Annotated in this window: 19 protein-coding genes and 1 other RNA gene; 11 read left to right on the top strand and 9 right to left on the bottom strand. The window is 36.8% G+C overall.

Going from position 1 to position 18,783, the window contains the following annotated elements:
* The first annotated feature begins 137 nt into the window (after positions 1-137).
* Entirely contained in the window at positions 138-530 is a 393-nt protein-coding gene (ytxJ, locus tag A7A78_RS02525; protein WP_068760844.1) for a bacillithiol system redox-active protein YtxJ, read from the top strand.
* 3 nt (positions 531-533) lie between these two features.
* Here the strand turns inward: ytxJ and A7A78_RS02520 are convergent, their stop codons facing one another.
* Together A7A78_RS02520 and fahA are read right to left on the bottom strand one after the other, a co-directional pair.
* A complete protein-coding gene (locus A7A78_RS02520) occupies positions 534-1,715 on the bottom strand; it encodes a hypothetical protein (protein ID WP_068760843.1) in 1,182 nt (393 codons plus the stop codon).
* Positions 1,716-1,766: 51 nt separating this feature from the next.
* The gene (fahA, locus tag A7A78_RS02515) at positions 1,767-3,047 is read right to left on the bottom strand and encodes a fumarylacetoacetase (RefSeq protein ID WP_068760842.1); all 1,281 of its coding nucleotides are present in this window, start codon (positions 3,045-3,047) and stop codon (positions 1,767-1,769) included.
* Positions 3,048-3,325: 278 nt separating this feature from the next.
* Between fahA and glyA the strand changes: the two genes are divergently transcribed.
* The 3 genes from glyA (at position 3,326) to A7A78_RS02500 (ending at position 5,690) form a co-directional block, all read left to right on the top strand.
* Positions 3,326-4,600 carry a serine hydroxymethyltransferase gene (glyA, locus tag A7A78_RS02510; RefSeq protein ID WP_068760841.1) on the top strand — a complete coding sequence of 425 codons (1,275 nt, stop codon included), beginning with the start codon at positions 3,326-3,328 and terminating at the stop codon, positions 4,598-4,600.
* A gap of 3 nt (positions 4,601-4,603) precedes the next feature.
* Positions 4,604-5,098, top strand: coding sequence for a GNAT family N-acetyltransferase (locus A7A78_RS02505; protein WP_068760840.1), 495 nt, complete (start codon positions 4,604-4,606; stop codon positions 5,096-5,098).
* An 88-nt stretch (positions 5,099-5,186) separates the two neighbouring features.
* Positions 5,187-5,690, top strand: a complete 504-nt coding sequence (locus A7A78_RS02500) for a lipocalin-like domain-containing protein (protein WP_068760839.1) — start codon at positions 5,187-5,189, stop codon at positions 5,688-5,690.
* A gap of 66 nt (positions 5,691-5,756) precedes the next feature.
* On the opposite strand, the gene A7A78_RS02495 is transcribed toward A7A78_RS02500, so the two are convergent.
* The 3 genes from A7A78_RS02495 to A7A78_RS02485 all read right to left on the bottom strand — a co-directional run bounded on the left by A7A78_RS02495 (position 5,757) and on the right by A7A78_RS02485 (position 9,701).
* Complete coding sequence (locus tag A7A78_RS02495; RefSeq protein ID WP_068760838.1) at positions 5,757-7,298, bottom strand: hypothetical protein; 1,542 nt, start codon at positions 7,296-7,298, stop codon at positions 5,757-5,759.
* 135 nt (positions 7,299-7,433) lie between these two features.
* Complete coding sequence (locus A7A78_RS15260) at positions 7,434-8,549, bottom strand: carboxypeptidase-like regulatory domain-containing protein (RefSeq protein WP_068760837.1); 1,116 nt, start codon at positions 8,547-8,549, stop codon at positions 7,434-7,436.
* Positions 8,550-8,654: 105 nt separating this feature from the next.
* Positions 8,655-9,701: a glutaminyl-peptide cyclotransferase gene (locus A7A78_RS02485; protein ID WP_068760836.1), complete on the bottom strand. Its 1,047-nt coding sequence runs from the start codon at positions 9,699-9,701 to the stop codon at positions 8,655-8,657.
* Between the two features lie 87 nt (positions 9,702-9,788).
* On the opposite strand from A7A78_RS02485, the gene ffs reads away from it, so the two are divergent.
* From ffs to A7A78_RS02460, 5 genes are all read left to right on the top strand, one after another.
* Positions 9,789-9,887, top strand: an RNA gene (ffs, locus tag A7A78_RS02480) — signal recognition particle sRNA small type.
* A gap of 146 nt (positions 9,888-10,033) precedes the next feature.
* Positions 10,034-10,840, top strand: coding sequence for an SDR family oxidoreductase (locus A7A78_RS02475; protein ID WP_068760835.1), 807 nt, complete (start codon positions 10,034-10,036; stop codon positions 10,838-10,840).
* A gap of 271 nt (positions 10,841-11,111) precedes the next feature.
* Positions 11,112-12,401, top strand: a complete 1,290-nt coding sequence (locus A7A78_RS02470; RefSeq protein WP_068760834.1) for a CHAT domain-containing protein — start codon at positions 11,112-11,114, stop codon at positions 12,399-12,401.
* Between the two features lie 80 nt (positions 12,402-12,481).
* Positions 12,482-13,135: a fructose-6-phosphate aldolase gene (gene fsa, locus A7A78_RS02465; RefSeq protein WP_068760833.1), complete on the top strand. Its 654-nt coding sequence runs from the start codon at positions 12,482-12,484 to the stop codon at positions 13,133-13,135.
* Between the two features lie 147 nt (positions 13,136-13,282).
* A complete protein-coding gene (locus tag A7A78_RS02460) occupies positions 13,283-13,540 on the top strand; it encodes a hypothetical protein (RefSeq protein WP_068760832.1) in 258 nt (85 codons plus the stop codon).
* A gap of 64 nt (positions 13,541-13,604) precedes the next feature.
* On the opposite strand, the gene A7A78_RS02455 is transcribed toward A7A78_RS02460, so the two are convergent.
* Positions 13,605-14,966 carry a TlpA family protein disulfide reductase gene (locus tag A7A78_RS02455; protein ID WP_131811089.1) on the bottom strand — a complete coding sequence of 454 codons (1,362 nt, stop codon included), beginning with the start codon at positions 14,964-14,966 and terminating at the stop codon, positions 13,605-13,607.
* Between the two features lie 170 nt (positions 14,967-15,136).
* Here A7A78_RS02455 and A7A78_RS02450 point away from each other — a divergent pair, with 170 nt between their 5' ends.
* Positions 15,137-16,762, top strand: a complete 1,626-nt coding sequence (locus tag A7A78_RS02450) for an ABC-F family ATP-binding cassette domain-containing protein (RefSeq protein ID WP_068760830.1) — start codon at positions 15,137-15,139, stop codon at positions 16,760-16,762.
* 16 nt (positions 16,763-16,778) lie between these two features.
* Here A7A78_RS02450 and A7A78_RS02445 read toward each other — a convergent pair whose 3' ends face one another.
* The 3 genes from A7A78_RS02445 to A7A78_RS02435 are packed head-to-tail and all read right to left on the bottom strand — an operon-like array spanning position 16,779 to position 18,032.
* Complete coding sequence (locus A7A78_RS02445; RefSeq protein WP_068760829.1) at positions 16,779-17,012, bottom strand: hypothetical protein; 234 nt, start codon at positions 17,010-17,012, stop codon at positions 16,779-16,781.
* A gap of 4 nt (positions 17,013-17,016) precedes the next feature.
* Positions 17,017-17,259: a putative signal transducing protein gene (locus A7A78_RS02440; RefSeq protein WP_068760828.1), complete on the bottom strand. Its 243-nt coding sequence runs from the start codon at positions 17,257-17,259 to the stop codon at positions 17,017-17,019.
* 56 nt (positions 17,260-17,315) lie between these two features.
* Complete coding sequence (locus tag A7A78_RS02435) at positions 17,316-18,032, bottom strand: hypothetical protein (RefSeq protein WP_068760827.1); 717 nt, start codon at positions 18,030-18,032, stop codon at positions 17,316-17,318.
* A 156-nt stretch (positions 18,033-18,188) separates the two neighbouring features.
* Here A7A78_RS02435 and A7A78_RS02430 point away from each other — a divergent pair, with 156 nt between their 5' ends.
* Positions 18,189-18,764: a fasciclin domain-containing protein gene (locus tag A7A78_RS02430; RefSeq protein ID WP_068760826.1), complete on the top strand. Its 576-nt coding sequence runs from the start codon at positions 18,189-18,191 to the stop codon at positions 18,762-18,764.
* The last annotated feature ends 19 nt before the right edge of the window (positions 18,765-18,783 follow it).

Here is an 18,783-nt window from a genome sequence, read left to right as displayed (position 1 = left end):
CAATAAAATTAAGACAAAATGTCCGCTAAATTCCGTTGTTTAACAGACATTATGACGGTTTTAACGTGAAGCTTTTTTATCATTTCTTTTAGAAAATTCCGCTATTATAACTTGTAGTTTTGTAAAAAAGAACAATCATGGGATTATTAGATATATTTAAAACACCGAGAGACATTGCAAAAGAAGAAATAGTGGAAGTGCCATGGCACGTTTTGGGGAAAATGGACCAGTTGGATGAAATAGTTGAGGAATCGAAAAACAAACCAGTAGCTATCTTTAAACATTCCACTCGTTGTGGAATTAGCCGTGGCGTTTTGAAATTACTTGAAAAAAACTACAGTCTTACAGACGAGCAACTGAAACTTTATTATTTAGATCTTTTGCAAAACCGCGATATTTCCAATGAAATTGCCAATCGATTTAAAGTTCATCACGAAAGTCCGCAGATGATAGTAATTAAAAATGGGGTGGTGGTTCACCACGATTCACACCATTCTATTGAAGCTTCACATTTGGAGAAATTTATTTAAAATTTAGAGGGAGTTATCCTGCAGTATCTGCTTAAACCTTTCTTTAATATCGGTTCCTGCATCAAATACCATTTGTTCGTTGTTGGGAAAGGGAATATAATAATTTGATAAAAGCCTTCTGTCTTCACCAGTCAGCGCGCGTTCATCACCACGATATTTTGCGAAAGCATTTTCAAAAACAAATTCTGAAGAAAGGGGAAAACTGTTTAATTGTTGCCTTTTATTTAAATCTTTATAAACAACCGTACCACCAACAAACACAGCTTTTTGTTGATTGGTAATATAAACAGTTGCAGAAACGTCAATAAATTTTTCAATTTTTATAGGGTTTCCAAGACTATCGCGAACAATGTTTCCACCGCGGTCACGTCTGTAATCATAACCATCTTGAATACGCTGCTTGCGGTTGTATTGTTTATCTGAAATACGTTCCGGTGAAATTTGTATGGTTTGGAAGTTGAGGTCCACGCCCAAATCATAATTGATTCCATTCTCACGTTTGCTATGGTATTCAGTCCAAAAATCATTTAAACCGTAGGTGTTGAAGTCAAGCAAATCCTGCTCTAAACGAAAAGGTATAAACTGACCTGTATGATTGTTCAGTGTTACAAAAACAAAATCTGTCCCTTGAAAATGTGCATCTTCCTTCAACTGAAAAACGTCCTTATAGTTTGGTTGTACTTCATCCAATTCACATAAAACATTGAAAGCGCTTCTGTAATCCTGCTTTGTGTCGCGTTGCATATAGACAATAGCCTCTTGATACAATGATTTTACATAAGCATCTTTCGCGGCCAATAAATCGTTTGAATAATCTGAAAAAACGAAGTTTGCATTTCGGCCCATTTCATTGCTGTAAAGAGGAAGCAAAGGACGAATTAAATCTTGGCGTGCTTGAAGATCAAGATAGGTATAGTAAATTTCTTTAGCGCCGGCAGGGCTATTTTCCTTTTTCAGAAAAGCAATATGGCGTGTGTCCTCATCTTTCGCTTTTAAAAAAGCTTCCTCCAAAAGCCGAATGTGCGCATCATATTCCTTAGCACCCTTATCTTTTTGAAGTTTTTTTGTTGCGAGCTCAATTGCTTCATCATAATTTCCCTGTGAAACAAATTTTTGGGTGCGCTTAACGCTATTGCAGGAAATGCTTAAAAGTGCTGTGAATAGTAGGATGTAAAAAGCCTTCATACCGAAATTGATTTGGTTATGAAGGCTAAATTACAATAGTAATGCCAAATTTTATTGTTTGATGGCTGGTAAAAGTTTTGTTCTGCATTCACCGAAACCAATCCGCACATTATCTTTTTTACAGTAACCTTTTAAAATTACGGTGTCATTGTCATTGATGAATTTTCGTTCAGTTCCATCAGAAAGTTTAATGGGTTTTTCTCCGCGCCAAGTAAGTTCCAACATAGAACCATAGGAATCTGGCGTTGGACCTGAAATTGTTCCGCTTCCCATCATATCGCCACTATTCACGTTACAGCCGTTAATGGTGTGATGTGCCAACTGCTGGCTCATATTCCAATACATATATTTAAAGTTTGAAGAAGAAACTTTCGTTTCCGTTCCTTTTTCGGGAGCAATATAAACTTCAAGATTTATATCGTAGCTTTTCTTTCCTTTGTATTGAAGATAGGGCAGTTGCTCCATTTCGGGTTTCGGGCCTTCAACTTTGAAAGGTTGCAGGGCGTCCAAGGTTACAATCCAAGGCGAAATGGACGAAGCAAAATTCTTCGCCAAAAACGGTCCAAGGGGCACGTATTCCCACTTTTGGATATCGCGCGCACTCCAGTCATTGAAAAGCACCAATCCAAAAATGTATTCTTCAGCTTCATTCACTGGAATTGGTTCGCCCAGTGCATTGGCGTCTGTAGTAATAAAAGCCATTTCAAGTTCAAAATCCACCAATTTGGAAGGGCCAAAAACAGGTTCGGTGGCTCCATCTGGCATAGTTTGTCCCCAAGGTCTTCTCGCATTGATTCCGCTAGGGATTATTGATGAACTTCTTCCGTGATAGCCTACTGGAATGTGAAGCCAGTTTGGCATCAACGCATTTTCTTTTCCGCGGAACATCGTTCCCACGTTGGTTGCGTGTTCTTTACTTGAATAGAAATCGGTATAATCGCCAACCTGAACGGGCAGCTGCATTTCCACTTCATCCAAAGTGAAAAGTATATGTTTTCTGTGATCTTTATTATCGCGAAGTTTTGGATTTTCCGCATCAAAAATATCTGCGATTCTATTTCGAACCAAGCGCCACGTTTTTCTTCCGTCGCTTATAAAATCGTTCAACGTATCCTGTAAAAAGATATCGTCAGTAAGTTCAATACCGTGAAAATATCCCAATTGGTGCAATGCACCAAGATCTATGGCGTAATCGCCAATACGGGTTCCAATGGTTATTATATCATCGCGCGTCAAGAAAACGCCAAAAGGTATATTCTGAATAGGGAAATCTGTATCTGGCGCAATGTCCAGCCAGGTTTTACGTTTGGGGTCGTTGGCAGTTATGGGCATGTTAAAATTCTTTTGTTATTGTAAATAAAACTAAGTAAAAAAAATTCAAAATATTAAAAATCAGAGAATTAATTCTTTTTAAAAATTTTGTTTACAACGAGTGTTTTGTTAGTAAAATTCTTCATCAAATATATATATTTCATGATAGTTACCGAATGGAATTACTATTTTTGGATTTAATTAACTTTCGAGAAGGTTTGTAGTTTGGGGTTTGTGGTTTATAGTCCAATTATCCCATTTTTTTTAAACTATAAACCTTAAACCATAAACATTTTGCTATGCAACGCGACGAACAAATTTTTGAACTTATAGAAGACGAAAAACAACGCCAATTGAACGGTCTGGAGCTAATAGCTTCAGAGAATTTTGTTAGTGACCAAGTAATGGAAGCAGCAGGTTCCGTTTTAACTAATAAATATGCCGAAGGCTATCCAGGAAAACGCTATTATGGTGGCTGCGAAGTGGTGGACGAAGTGGAACAAATTGCCATTGACCGTGCAAAAGCTTTGTTCGGGGCAGAATATGCAAACGTGCAACCACATAGTGGTTCGCAAGCAAACACTGCAGTTTTTTCGGCTTGCTTAAAACCGGGTGATAAATATTTGGGTTTTGATCTTTCCCACGGCGGGCATTTAACACACGGTTCACCAGTAAATTTTTCCGGAAGACTTTACAACCCTGTATTTTATGGAGTTGATAAGGAAACTGGGCGAATTGATTATGATAAAGTAGAAGAAATTGCAATCAAGGAAAAACCGAAAATGATTATAGCCGGCGCTTCAGCATATTCAAGGGAAATTGATTATAAGCGTTTCAGAGAAATTGCAGATAAAGTTGGCGCCATTCTTTTTGCGGATATTGCGCATCCCGCAGGATTGATTGCAAAAGGAATTATTGGTGATCCGCTTCCGCATTGCCACGTTGTTACTACAACTACCCATAAAACTCTTCGCGGTCCACGAGGCGGAATGATTTTAATGGGGAAGGATTTTGAAAATCCTTTTGGCCAAACTTTGAAAAACGGAAGTCTTAAAAAAATGAGCAGCCTTTTGGACAGCGCAATTTTCCCCGGAAACCAAGGTGGTCCATTGGAACATATCATTGCCGCAAAAGCGATTGCTTTTGGTGAAGCTTTGACGGATGATTTTCTTCATTATATGGTACAAGTGAAGAAAAACGCAGCCGTAATGGCGCAAAAATTTGTTGAAAAAGACTACAATATTATTTCCGGAGGAACCGATAATCACATGATGCTTATTGACCTTCGCAACAAGAACATTTCAGGAAAAGAGGCTGAAGAAGCATTGGGCAAAGCAGATATTACGGTAAACAAAAACATGGTTCCTTTTGATGATAAATCGCCTTTTGTAACAAGCGGAATCCGTATTGGAACCGCGGCGGTAACTACTCGTGGTTTGGTTGAAAAGGATATGGAAAAAATTGTGGATTTGATTGATGAAGTAATTATGAATCATTCAGACGAAGCCAAACTTGAAAGCATTGCTGAAAAAGTAAACGAAATGATGGCTGGATTGCCGCTTTTTAAGAATTAAAAAATGATTCAGACAGAAAGACTTGAATTAAGAGAGTACACGTTAAAAGATGCTCCCTTTATTTTTAAACTGATGAATAGTGATGGCTGGTTAAAAAACATAGGTGATAGAAATATTAAAACTATAGAAGATGCTGAAGCCTATATGCAGAAAAACTACTTGAGCAGTTATGAAAAGCATGGATTTGGGCCATATTTGGTGAGTTTAAAAGAAGAAGGAACGCCCATTGGTTCTTCGGGATTGTACAAAAGGGATAATCTGGATTTTCCAGATGTTGGCTTCGCATTTTTGCCAGAGTTTGGCAACAAAGGATATGCTTTTGAATCGGCGCAGGCAGTTATGAAATATGCTTCAGAAAAATTGAAGCTTCAAACCGTTGTTGGCATAACGCTACCCGAAAATACTTCGTCAGTAAAGCTTTTGAAAAAATTGGGTCTTTCTGAGATAGGAACCTATAAATATGAAGATGGCGAAGAGCTACTTTTATTCTCAAATTAATTCTATAAAATACCCATTAACGATTTATAAACCTACCGAACATGTAAATTGGGGCATTCCATCTTCCGCTTTCTTAAATATTTTTTAGATGAAATTTTTACTTTTCGTTTTTCAACTTATTTTTTTGACACTATTTATTGGCTGTGAAAACCATCCCGAAACCAAAAAAACCAATAATCTTTCAGGATTATGGAAACTGGAAAGTATGAAAGTGCGCGATACGGTTTCAAATACTTGGAGCGATTACAAAGGTGGAATGGACGGTTATTTGCTTTATGACGAAAAAGGCCACGTAGCACTTCATTTATATGAAAAGGGATATGAAAAAGCGGGAATTGAGTTTCCAAATTTTAATGATTCCATTCCTTTGGAAGCTTTAAAACATATCACGAAATCTTACTATTATATGGGAAATTACAAGGTTTCTGAAAAGGACAGCATTGTTTCCCATTATAAACTTTCGCATTCAAACCCTTCAGAATTTGGATTGACCGCTGAAAGAAGATTTTATTTCAGCGGCGATACGTTGGTGATGCAACCTGTGGAAAGTAAAAACTCCAAACTAAAACTGAAATGGTTGAAGGCAAAATAATTCAGAGTAATTTTTCCCAATAAAAAACCCGTCGCAGTGGACGGTTTTTTCGTTATATATTATTTTTTAATCTTCGGGAAATATTGTGGTTTCGTAAGCACCTGCATCAGAAGGGTTTTGTCTTGGCGTTCCGTTTAAATCAAATGGCACGGCAGGATTTGTTGGAAAAATGCCAATATTTTCTGCCCCTGAAGTTCCAGTTTCAATATTGAAATTGTTCTTTTCGGTATTTTGGAAAACAGGATCTACGTTAAATTTTGTTGCGGAATTATATAAGGACGTATTTGAGAAATCATATAAAGGATCGTTTCCAAATTCACCCGTGGGATCCTCAAAACGCAACAAACAATTCTCAAATTTAAAGTTGAAAGCTACCTCGTCACTTTTAAAAAGTGCAAACTCGCGACGCTCGTTACCGTAAATTATGCAGTTTGTAAAATTGGCCTCAATAAGATCTGCGCCTACAGCGCCTCCATCAGCAAGTTCTAAAAAGTTACTGATTGAAACTGAAGAAAAAGAACGGAAACCATTAATCCAATAGTTTGCAAAAGTGGCATGCCTAAAATTATAAATTCCGCCCAATTGTATATCCAAAGAAGATTGGCCGCTATTGTTTACAACTATGTTTTCACCATCTATTACACTGGTTCGTGCGCGAATTCCTGCAATTGCATTGTTGTATATCTGTACATTTTTAAGCCTAACTTGGCTTTCATCTGCCCTAATACCTATCAAACTGTTTTTTATAGTGGTATAATTGAACTCATTATTGATACTGCCTTTGGTAAGCCAAATAAAATACCATTGTCCCGGAACTTCTGAAAAAGCGGGTTCTAAACGGTCTCCTTCAAAAATCACTTCGTTTTCCATTGCTTCGGTATCCATACTTTTTTCGCCCATTACTTTCAGGGAACCATTTTCAGCTACAACAATCCCGCTTTCTGAGTGAAAATGTACCCGGGCACCGGCTTCAATGGTTAAGGTTTTATTGCTTGGCACCGCTGCAAGACCATAAATCACGTAAGGCTTTTCATTGGTAAACGTAAGTTCGTTATCATCGAGAAAAAAACCTTTGATTAAAATATCTTCTCCATTTTCATCAACCCCGAAATTCAAAGTTTCCGTCGTGCCGTCCGGAAATAGTTCCGGATAAAGGAATACCGCATCTTTTACAAGCGTTACCAATTCCACCTTCTGCTCGTTTGCACCACTGTCAAAAAGAATTTGATCTGTGTATAAAAACTCAGTTGGATTGGCTGGTAAATTGTTTATGTTGAAAGTGGTTTCAACAAAAATGAAAATACTGTCCTTTGCCAAAACCTGTACGTTTTCAAAAACTTTACCGGCAATTCCGTCAACGTTTAAACGATAATTGGAAGCTTCGCCTTGGCCTAACCGAACGATTGGAATATTGATGTCCTCGTTGCTTCGGTTGTAAACTTTCAGGTTATAGGTGCTGGAACCGATGTTTGAAAAAACCGTATCCAGATAAACCGTATCTTTTGAAAACTCCAGATTTCCATTGCTTGCAACGGTTTCAAAATCATTGCGGCAGGAACTCCATAATACAAGGCAACACAAAATGCCCAATCCGTATAAATACCTCATTAATGTAAAATTTTGGTAAAAATATAACTTTTTATGAAGCTTATTATTGTGAAACTTAAATAAGTTTTCAGTGTTCAGTCGCAGTAAGCAGTAAAGGTAATTTATGGGAAACTGCATACTGCAACTGTAAACTGTTTACTTATTTCTTCGTTTTGCTTTTCGTTGCGCTTTTCTTCGCTCTCGTTTTATTTTCATAAACTCGACTGTGTTTTTGTAGGCTTTTTTTGCATTTTCGTACCAATCGGGATCTTTAGGAGGCTGGTAATTTTCTGCATCTTCCCAAGTTAATCCTCCAGAAACAATTTCTCCTAAAAAGAAATCTCCAACAACTAAGCTTACATCAACATTATTTGAAATATTTGAGACAGTTATTTCCTTTGTTTCAAAGCCAACATAACTAAAAACCAAAACATCGCCTGGTTTTGTTTCAATTTGATAATTGCCATCAAAATCAGTTTGGGTTCCTATTGAAGTGCCTTTTATGATTACGTTTGCACCAGGAAGCGGTAAGCCGGTATCGTCGGTTACTGTTCCTTTTATGGTTTGTATACTTAAATCTTTTTCTACTGCTACAGTTGAATCAACAGCAATCATTCCAGAGGTAATATGAGAATCTGTATGAGTTTTAGTAATTACCGTTCTCGTGCTAATTTTTGATTCCATAAAAACATTTTCTATGGGGTTTGTTCGAATGCGAACTTGCTGGGTTTCGTAATTTTCTTTTGTAAAAGTCAGTATTTCTTTATCCAGCGTATAAATTTCATATTCCCCTTTTTTATTGGTCCAAGTACGCGCTTTGGTTTCATTGGAAACTATTTCAACGTTCTTTAAAAGGTTTCCATAATCATCTCTCACAACGCCTTGGGTGAAAACAGAAAGCCTTAAATTTGAATTGCTAAAACGGCCAATACCCAGTGAAACCAAAGGTTTTTCTGAAAGTAAATTGTTTTCAGATTTCGGGTTGTTTGAAAAAAGAGTAAGCGGTAAAAGCATAGAAGCGGCGAGAGGCGCAAGGCTCTGCCCACTTTTACGTTCCAGTTTCACTTCACGGTTTAATTGTGATTTTTTCACCCTGCCACAGGCATTTTTACTTTTGGTAAGGATTTTTACCAATTCCTCATCGGTTTTTGTTGTGAGGTCGAAAACTTCTTTGGTGCAGACACTGCAGAATTTCCCTTTTTCAGTGGCGCTCATTTTTGCCCAATCTTCGTGGCAAGGCTCTGGAATACTAATAACGATGGATTTTTTCATGATTTGATGGTTTTAATGATTCAAAGAAATTAAATATCAAACCATAAAAAAACCGCTTTTGAGTAAAGCGGTCGTTTCAATGAGTGAAAAAGATATTACTGTAATTTACTTTTGGATTATTTCAATCTTAAAAAGTTTATCCCAGTTTTTGCCAGTAATGTAAAGTATGTTGGGTTCGCCGTTATAAGCTATGCCATTAAGGACGTCCAGTTTTGGATGTTGGGTAACTTTATCTTTTAAATCAGTTAAGTCTATAACACCTTCCACGGCTCCATTTGAAGGATCAATGATAGCTATGGAACCTTGTTGATAGACGTTTGCATATATTTTTCCATCAACCCATTCCAGCTCGTTTACACTGTTGATTTTACTGGTATTTGTAAAAATTTCTATATAATCTTTTTCAGCGAGGGTATTTGAATTTAACGTCCAAATTCTATCGGTGCCGTCGCTTTTATAGATATTATTTTCGGAATCGTGGCACAAGCCCCAACCTTCTTTGCTTTGCCCATAAACAAAAGTTCCGGTTTGTTCCAGTGTGTTTAGGTTATAAATAAAACCTGTGTTTTCGCGCCACGTAAGTTGGTAAATTTTGTTGTTGAGAATTGTTAGTCCCTCGCCAAAATAATGATCGGCAAGTTTCTTCATTTTGAAAACTTCCCCTGTTTTATAATTTGTTTTGCGAAGCCATGACTCTTTATATTGCCCAGTGCTTTCATATAAAGTGTCGTTTTCAAACTCTAATCCTTGAGTGTAGGCTTTTATATCGTGCGGGTAAGTTTCCAGAATTTTATAGGTGTAAAGCTTCGGTTTTATTGAAGAAAGAATGGTGATGTTTGTGGAAGCTTCATATTCCTCGCCATCACTATAAATTTTAGCTTTCAGCGTTTTTTCACCAAGCTTTTTCCCCGAAAGGGAAATGGTGTTTCCGGAAACTTCAATTCGGTCATTATTTAGAAAATAAACAACAGAATCAGAAGCAATACCTTTTTTGTTGTTCAAAGTAATTGTCAGCGCATCCTCAGGAGTGTAAGTTTTCTTGGGATTGTTTATTTCCAGCGAAAAAGCATCTTTTTTATCTTCGGGATTATTTCCGCAGCCAGCCAATAAAAGCACTAAAAGGGTAGGGGCTAAAAGGTTATAAATTTTCATAGCTAATAATAAATTTCCTGCAAGGTATTTATTAAAATTGAAATGTGAAAATACTTGCAAAAACTTCAAAAAGCCTTATCTTTGCAGCGGCAAGTCCTACACAACCAGCTCCTGTTGAATCCTCCAGGGCGGGAACGCAGCAAAGGTAAATGGTCGTAGCGGTGTGATGTAGGTAGCTTGCCATTTTTTGTTCCCTATTCCGAAGTCTCGGAAGCGGGAACAAAAAATGGCAAATTCCAAAAGCAACATTTCCTCTTTTTCTTTCCTCTTTTTAGAAAAACTATTTGGAAAACCCGCCACATAGATGCACCTTTGCTTTTCAACAACCTTTTATGCCAAAAACAATACTCATTACGGGCGGTTCCTCGGGAATTGGCAAAGCCATTGGCGAATATCTTTCCGAAAAAGGCTATCAAGTTTTTGGAACCAGCCGAAACCCTGAAAATATTACCAACTCATCCTTCCCACTTCTGAAAATGGATGTTAATAGTAATGAGTCTATTGAAGCTACTATTGCCGAGCTATTGGGCAAAGTTGAAAAAATTGACGTGGTAATTAACAATGCAGGTGTGGGCATTACGGGCCCAATTGAAGAAACTCCCGAAAACGAAATTAAAAAAGCCTTCCAAACCAATTTCCACGGCCCCATAAACGTCATCAAAGCCGTTTTGCCGCAAATGCGCAAACAGGGTTTTGGGCATATTTTGAATGTGACCTCTATTGCGGGCTATATGGGACTTCCGTATCGCGGTATCTATTCTGCCAGCAAGGCCGCTTTGGAGATTACTATTGAAGCCATGCGTATGGAAACTTTGCAGTTTGGTGTGAAAATGACAAACATAGCTCCAGGCGATTTTGCAACCAATATTGCCGCAGGCCGTTATCACGCCCCAGTTTTGGAAAATTCTCCCTATAAAAAAGACTACGGCAACACCCTAAAAATGATGAACGAACACGTGGATAATGGCGGTGATCCTTTAGAAATGGCAAAGGCGGTGCATAAAATTATCGAGACTGCAAACCCTAAAATTCATTACAAAGTTGGTTCGCCATTGCAGAAATTTTCTATTGTGCTAAAACGCATTTTGCCCGATAAGGCTTATGAACGAATGCTTTTAAAACATTATGGGTTGAAATAATTCTTTTCAATACATCAAAATCCATTTTTTGGGAATCTATCCTTTTCTCATTTAAATCAATTTTTTCCAAAGCCCTCAAATTTTTTTAAAGATTTTTTGTTCAAACAGCTTGATACTTAGTTGTGTATTATTCTCTATATTTATAAAAGTCAAATTCAAATCATTTTGATTAATAATCAATTTTATGAGTTGAATTTGGTAAACGAGTTAAAAAAATTTATAAAATTTCTGCTTTGGGTGATGAAAGAGAGAAGACCAAAATGTAATATTTATGAAAGTACTTCAAATTAGCATTTCCCCAGAGACAAATTTTTATTTCTATGAACGTCAAAACATTTTTGGGGAATGGCTCAACGAAGCTGTCTTCGATTCTGATATTTATATTGATGGCGGATCAGAACACGGAATTGTAAAAGGTGATTATTTAAGTAGTGTTTACAAAAGCCAGTTATTTGATGTTAATGGAAATATGTTTGGTGAAAAAATTGAAGATGATTATAATTTTCTTGTGGTTGTTGATGTGTTTCCGAATTATTGCATAACTAAAATCAAGGATTTTGCATATCAAATATATAACGATAAATATTTACCACAGAAACTTAGGAAATTAGGGCAGAATCCACAGTTTGCACAACTTTTTCCAATTGATATAAACCAAGAGGTTTTATTGATTCCTAGGGAAGAAAAGAATGATTGGCTGGCAATTGATGAGCTTTACGCAAGCATTTCCTATAATGAAACTCCCCTAAGAACCGATATTGAACTTTATAAAAAAATAATAGTTGCTGCAGAAAAGTTTATTGATAAATACAAAAATGGGAAAGGCTATTTTTTGCCGGCCGCCTATTTTCAGAAGGGTTTTGCCTTGCACAAAATTGATAAATTTGAAGAGTCAAATAAAGCATTTCGGGAGTATTTGAGATTATTCCCCTATGATGTTTCTGCAAGGGGCGCTAATTCGTGGATATATGAAAACAATCTCAAAATAAGCAAGTACCTCGATACCAAAAAAACAAAAATTTTATTTCTTGCCGCAAACCCGATAGACTCAGATAGACTAAGGCTTGATGAGGAAATAAACCAAATTGACAAACAGTTGAAAATGGCCCAACTTCGGGATTCTTTTGAGTTAATTCAAAAATGGGCGTTGTCACCCATGGAACTGCAACAGGTACTTTTAGACCACAACCCAGATATTGTACATTTTTCGGGTCACGGCCTTATTGATGGAATCGTGCTGGAAGGGGAAGATGGGAAAGCCAAAAACGTTTCGACTGGTGCATTGGCTAATATCTTTAAAATTTTGGCAGGCAATATTAGCTGCGTAGTGTTAAATGCTTGCTACTCCAGTAATCAAGCATTAGCTATCAATAGCCACGTGCCCCATGTTGTTGGAATGAAAAAAGCTATGCCGGATGATGCTGCAATAGCCTTTAGCGTAGGTTTTTATAAAGGAATTGGTGCAGGAAAACCAGTTGAGGTGGCTTTTGCCCTTGGAGTAAATGGAATTGAACTGGAAGGATGCTCTGGCAGTGATTTTCCAATTCTTTTGCCTATTTAAATTATCAATCTTTTTCAACAACACTATTTCCTCGAAACAATCTTTGCTATTTTTGCAACAATTAATCTGAAACTAATCCTATGAAATTCTTTATCGATACAGCAAACCTTGACCAAATTCGTGAAGCCCAAGATTTGGGCGTGCTTGATGGGGTTACTACCAATCCATCATTAATGGCGAAGGAAGGCATCACCGGCCGCAACAATATTTTGAAACACTATGTGGACATCTGTAATATTGTGGATGGTGATGTTTCCGCAGAAGTTATTGCTACCGATTTTAAAGGAATGGTAAAAGAAGGCGAGGAGCTTGCGGAACTTCACCCGCAAATTGTGGTGAAAGTGCCAATGATAAAAGAAGGTGTGAAAGCCATTAAATATTTTACAGATCACGGCATCAGGACCAATTGTACCTTGGTTTTTTCCGCAGGACAATCATTGCTTGCGGCAAAAGCTGGAGCCACCTACGTTTCGCCATTTATAGGTAGATTGGACGATATTTCAACAGACGGCCTTGAACTGATTGCAGATATCCGATTGATTTATGATAATTACGGTTTCGAAACAAAAATTCTTGCGGCATCAGTTCGTCATACAATGCACGTTATAAATTGCGCAAAAATTGGCGCAGATGTTATGACTGGGCCACTTTCCTCCATTGAAGGTTTACTGAAACATCCATTAACAGATAGTGGTCTTAAGCAATTTCTGGAGGATTATAAAAAAGGGAATTAATTTTTCCTCATTTGCCTATTATAAAAATGACACGGATACTTATTGTAATTGGAGTTTCCCTTTTTATTGGAATTTTAGTATTGCAATGCAATATACCAATGACAAAATCTAGTATTGTTGGAACGTATGCGAATACAAATTATAACAATGAGCTCTTGTTGTTTGGGAGCGCCCCACAAACCAGATACACTTACCTTAAAATCAGACGGTACTTATTCAAGTGAATTTTACGGAAAAGGAAACTATAAAGTCAGGTTTCAGTTTCTGTCAACTGATATTGAATGGGCATACACTGATAAAGCGGGGAAAAGTTTTTATAGTGCACATTTCAGTAATAAAATCTATGAAAAGCGTAGAATTATATTGAATTACGATTTGAATCATTATTATGAAAAAATTGATTAATAATGATTTCTTTTCCTTTTGAAGTAAGGCTCAATCTATAAATTTTATCTTGGATAATTTAAAATTATTGGTTTAAAAACCCAAGTAGTAGTTCTTCAAAATTTGGATTGAACATATTGGTTTTGCCCTCAAGAATTACGGAGTTTTTGTCCAAAATAATAACCTTGCTCATAGAATTCAAAACAAATTTCTTTTCGGCATCATTTAAGTTTTCAAGTTGGAATTCCTGTGTTGAATTATAGCCTAATTTGCGAATGGTTTCTCGCCATTTCTTAAAATGTGTATCCGTATTAATTCCTATAAAATCATATTCTGGATATTTGGACTTAAGCTCGGCGGCTCTATTGTGTATTTCCCTATATTGAACTTTGGATTGTGCTGACCAAAAGAAAAGTACAGTTGGCGAATTTATAATACTTTGCAAATCCTTCACCACATTATCTGTATTTACTACCAGCACATTTGGAATAGTGTTTCCGGCCGTAAGTTTTACGGTAGCGTCAAGCAGCTTGCTCAACTCTTCTACATGCTTTTTATCTGTATTCATTTTTGAGAATACTTCAAAAAATTTCTGCTCTTCCTCAGCATTCTTTGCATTCAACAAATAACCATAAGTGTTATAGCGCAAAAGGCTGTTTTTCAGCGTGTCCGAAGTAATAATACTATCAATCAATTGAAGTTTGCGATAGTTGTATCTATATGAATTGCGATCTAAAATAGTTTTGCTTCCGTATTCGGAACAGACCATATTCTCAATATATCTATTGATAAATCGATAATAGGGGTAGTAAAATTTAAGTTCGTCAAGTTCAAAATTTATTTTTTTTCGGTAATCGAAATAATCTTCAGCAAATTTTTCAGGATTGCTTCTGTTGGCGGCTCCGTACATTTCCTTTTTTGAATAATAATCATATTCAATATTGGCAAGTGCAATTTTTTTAAACTCTTCTGGAACTTCGTTGTTTTTTATAAAATCTTCATATTCACCGGTTTTTATGGCTCTTAAAGAATCAATCTTATGGTCAAAGTCTTTTGATGAAAGTGAATACCAATTCGGCAAATTTTGATTTTCCTTTTCGTTCATTAAATAGAGCTCCATCAACAGATTGTTTTCCTCGCCTCCCTTTCCGGAATAGGCAAGTGATTCGTCAAAATCTACTGTGTTGATATGGAGCAATAAACTATCGCCAGGTTCAATATAAAAAACTTGGCTCTCGCTGTGTTTTAGATTGTACAGCCCTGGTTTTATTTTATCTGTTTGATAATGAAAAAAATTGTTGGCGTCCAGTTTTACGGTATCCAGAATATCGTTTCCTCGGGAAAAAATAATATAATCAAGCGTTGGATTAACTATTTGACCACTTATGTAAGTTGGTCCTACAGCGTTATCCTCCTTGTTTTTACAAGAAAGAATAGTGGTGATCAATAAAAGAAGAAGTATTTTTTTAAACAATCGCACCCAAATAAACATTAATAGACAAATGTAGCCGAGCTGTATGCTGCATTTTGTTAAATGCTAGTTAAAAGGATTTTTAAAACGTTAATGTTTTCGGCATAACGCATAAATAGCTACTTTTGCGCAAAATTTAGAATTCTATGCTTTCAGTTTCAAATCTTTCGGTACAGTTCGGTAAAAGAATATTGTTTGACGAGGTAAGTACACAGTTTACCACGGGCAATATTTACGGGATTATTGGCGCCAATGGTGCAGGTAAATCTACCTTTTTGAAAATTATTTCGGGGAAACAGGATCCTACTTCGGGTTCCGTTCATTTGGAGAAAGGAAAACGTATGTCCGTGCTCGAGCAGAACCACAACGCCTATGACGATTTTAATGTTTTGGAAACAGTGGTTAGGGGTAATAAAGAGCTATTTGCAATAAAAAGTCAAATAGATAAGCTTTACGAAGATTATACAGATGAAAACGCCGAAAAAATTGGCGAACTTCAAGTTGCTTTTGAAGAAATGAACGGTTGGAACGCAGATAGTGATGCTGCTGCAATGCTTTCAAACCTTGGCATTGACGAAAGTCTTCATTATACTTTGATGAAAGATTTGGATGGAAAACAAAAAGTTCGCGTGCTTCTTGCCCAGGCACTTTTTGGGAACCCTGACGTGCTAATTATGGATGAGCCTACAAACGATCTTGATTATGAAACTATCAGTTGGTTGGAAAACTTTTTGGCAAATTATGATAATTGCGTGATTGTGGTTTCCCACGACCGTCACTTTTTGGATTCAGTTTGTACGCACATCAGTGATATTGACTTCGGAAAAATAAACCATTATAGCGGTAACTACACTTTTTGGTATGAAAGTAGCCAATTGGCAGCACGTCAACGTTCACAACAAAATAAAAAGGCCGAAGAAAAACGCAAGGAACTTCAGGAGTTTATTATGCGTTTTAGTGCAAACGTGGCAAAGAGCAAGCAAGCAACTTCACGTAAAAAAATGCTTGATAAATTAAATGTTGAAGAAATACAGCCATCCAGCCGTCGCTATCCAGCTATTATTTTTGAACGCGAACGTGAAGCTGGCGACCAAATTTTGAATATTGAAAATCTTTCAGCTTCTATTGACGGTGAGACGCTTTTCAAAAACGTTGATATAAACTTGGCAAAAGGCGATAAAGTAGTAATATACTCTCGCGACTCTCGTGCTGCGACTGCTTTTTACGAAATATTGAATGGGCATGCAAAACCCGATAGCGGTTCCTTTCAATGGGGAATCACTACAAACCAAAGCTATTTGCCGCTTGACAATGAAGAATTCTTCCAAAATAATTTATCGTTGGTAGATTGGTTGCGCCAATATGCCAAAACTGAAGAAGAACGCGAAGAGGTTTTCCTTCGTGGATTTTTAGGAAAAATGCTTTTCAGCGGCGAGGAAGCCCTAAAGAAAAGCAGCGTGCTTTCCGGAGGCGAAAAAGTTAGATGTATGCTCAGCAGAATGATGATGCTTCGGGCAAACGTTTTAATGCTTGACGAGCCCACAAACCACTTGGATTTGGAATCGATTACGGCCTTCAATAATTCGCTAAAAAACTTTAAAGGCACAATTTTATTGACAACCCATGACCATGAGTTTGCCCAAACAGTGGGAACTCGAGTTATTGAGCTCACTCCGAATGGCGCAATAGACAGATATATGAGTTTTGACGAATATATGGGCGATAAGAAAATAAAGGAACTGCGCGAAAAAATGTATGCAGTAGAAGCATAAAAAATAGGCGAGCAGATTATTGCTCGCCTATTTCTTTTAAAAACTCATCAATGGTGCTTTGCGCTTCGGCCATTTCATCCTTTCTTATAAAGATCATCGTTTGGTTTGCAATGCTCATCGCGAAACCTGCATGCACACTACTGTCGTGATCGTTTCGCTCTATCGGGCTAATTCCTATTTCGTTTAAACGGGCAACCAAACCTTTCGCAATTAGGGTTGGTCCTGTGTAGATTCGAGTTGTTTCAGACATAGATTTATTCTTCTATTTCTTTCAAAAAAGCATCTACAACAGGCTGTGCAAGCGCAAGTTCGTCCTTTCGAACAAAAACACGTACTTGATCATCAAATTTGCTGCCGGAGCCAAACATTACTCCGCTTTGTTCGTCGTCCCGGAGTATTGGAGTAATGTTTACGTCCTCCAATCTTCCCACGAGGGCTTCGGCCAGTATATCCGAACCGGTGTATATTCTAACTGTTTCTTCTGTGTTATCTGACATTTTTTTATTTTAATAGTTTAAAAATTTATTTTTTTACTGACTACTGATCACTGATTTCAAGCGTTGTAATATTTGCTGTTCCAAATAGCCCCATTAAAGTTTTTTCCTTTTGAAAATCCATAAAAAATGACCATTCCACCCACACCTTTAAAAATAATCAAGAATAAAAATAAATATTCCTGAAAGGTTGCATTTGGAGTGAACCATTGCATTGGCATTAGGGAAGTAATCAATAAACTGAGCACAGCAACCGTAAACACTAAGTTTTCAAAACTTTTATAGGGCCACATCAACAGTTTTCTGAAAGGGTGCAAATCGTTTCCCCATTTGTGGATTAGATAAAAATAATCATTTCCCATGGGTGCAAAAAGCAATGGATCGTCTGCGTTTTCAAGCTTCAAAAGCTTTGCTGGCGCGACGATTTTAAAATTTTTCAGAGGGATTTGGTGTTTCTTTTCAAGATTACGTACTTCTGAAATAGCTTCTTCGGGAAAATCTCCTTTGAAAAAATGTGAATCCAAAAACCGCAATCTGTAGTTTATGCAGAGATTTTTAATGTCTTCAATATGAAAAATATGGTTTGTATCCAGTAAATCAAAGTTGAATTCATTTTCAACTTCAACAGATTTTTCGGTTAAAGCGGAAACGATCTCCTCGCGCTGCATTTCGTTTTCTGAAAATATGCGCTGAACTTCCTCCATAACAGATTGTTCGTCAATTCTTTTGGAACGATATTTTAAAAGCTGGTTTTCTAAATTGGTGCGGGAAAACATAACGGTGATTTTTTCGAAATTAAATTTACAGCCTACAATTTTTCAAAACAACTATTTAACATAGTTTGGTGAAAATTTTTAAATATTATGGATCATTTTGCGTTTCAAATCGTATTGGCTTTGTAATTGTTATATTTACAATCTTAAATTTTTTATATGCAACTCAAAAATACATTTCTGATACTTTTTATAGTTTGTTTTGGAACTGCGGTTTCAGCACAAAAATACATTTCAACTAAAAATGCTGAGGTTTCCAAAACCTTGGGGCAAAGCAGTTTTACATCGAGCAAAACTTTTTTCGAAAACATTGAAGAGGCTCCAGACTTTACTATTTTGGCGAAAATATTTAAAAATGACCCCATTCGTCAAAAACTTGAAGGCCAAGAAATGGTCACTATTTTTGCGTTGGCGGATGAATCTTTTTTAAACCTTCCCAAAAAAACCAGGGATTCAATTCTTGGGAATACCAGATTGGTGAGTTCTATTGTAAAATATTTGGCAGTACCCGGTAGATTGGACAGCAATGCTCTTAAAACCGCTGTGGAAAAAAATGGAGGCAAAGCCTATTTAACAACCGTGGAAGGCCAAAAACTTGGAATTAAAGTGGAAGCGGGACAACTTGTTTTAGTTGACGAAAAAAATAATACAGCAAGAATAATAGCTGAGGATTTCTATCATAAAAATGGATTTTTTCATATAGTGGACGGAATTATTTTTCCGCCTTCGGAATAAGAAACGGTTTAAGTTAAAT

Origin of the sequence: Aequorivita soesokkakensis (assembly GCF_001641085.1) — a bacterium.
Classification (GTDB): Bacteria; Bacteroidota; Bacteroidia; order Flavobacteriales; family Flavobacteriaceae; genus Aequorivita; species Aequorivita soesokkakensis.
The sequence above is the reverse complement of the archived record's forward strand: the minus strand, read 5'-3'. Positions and strand labels throughout refer to the sequence as shown.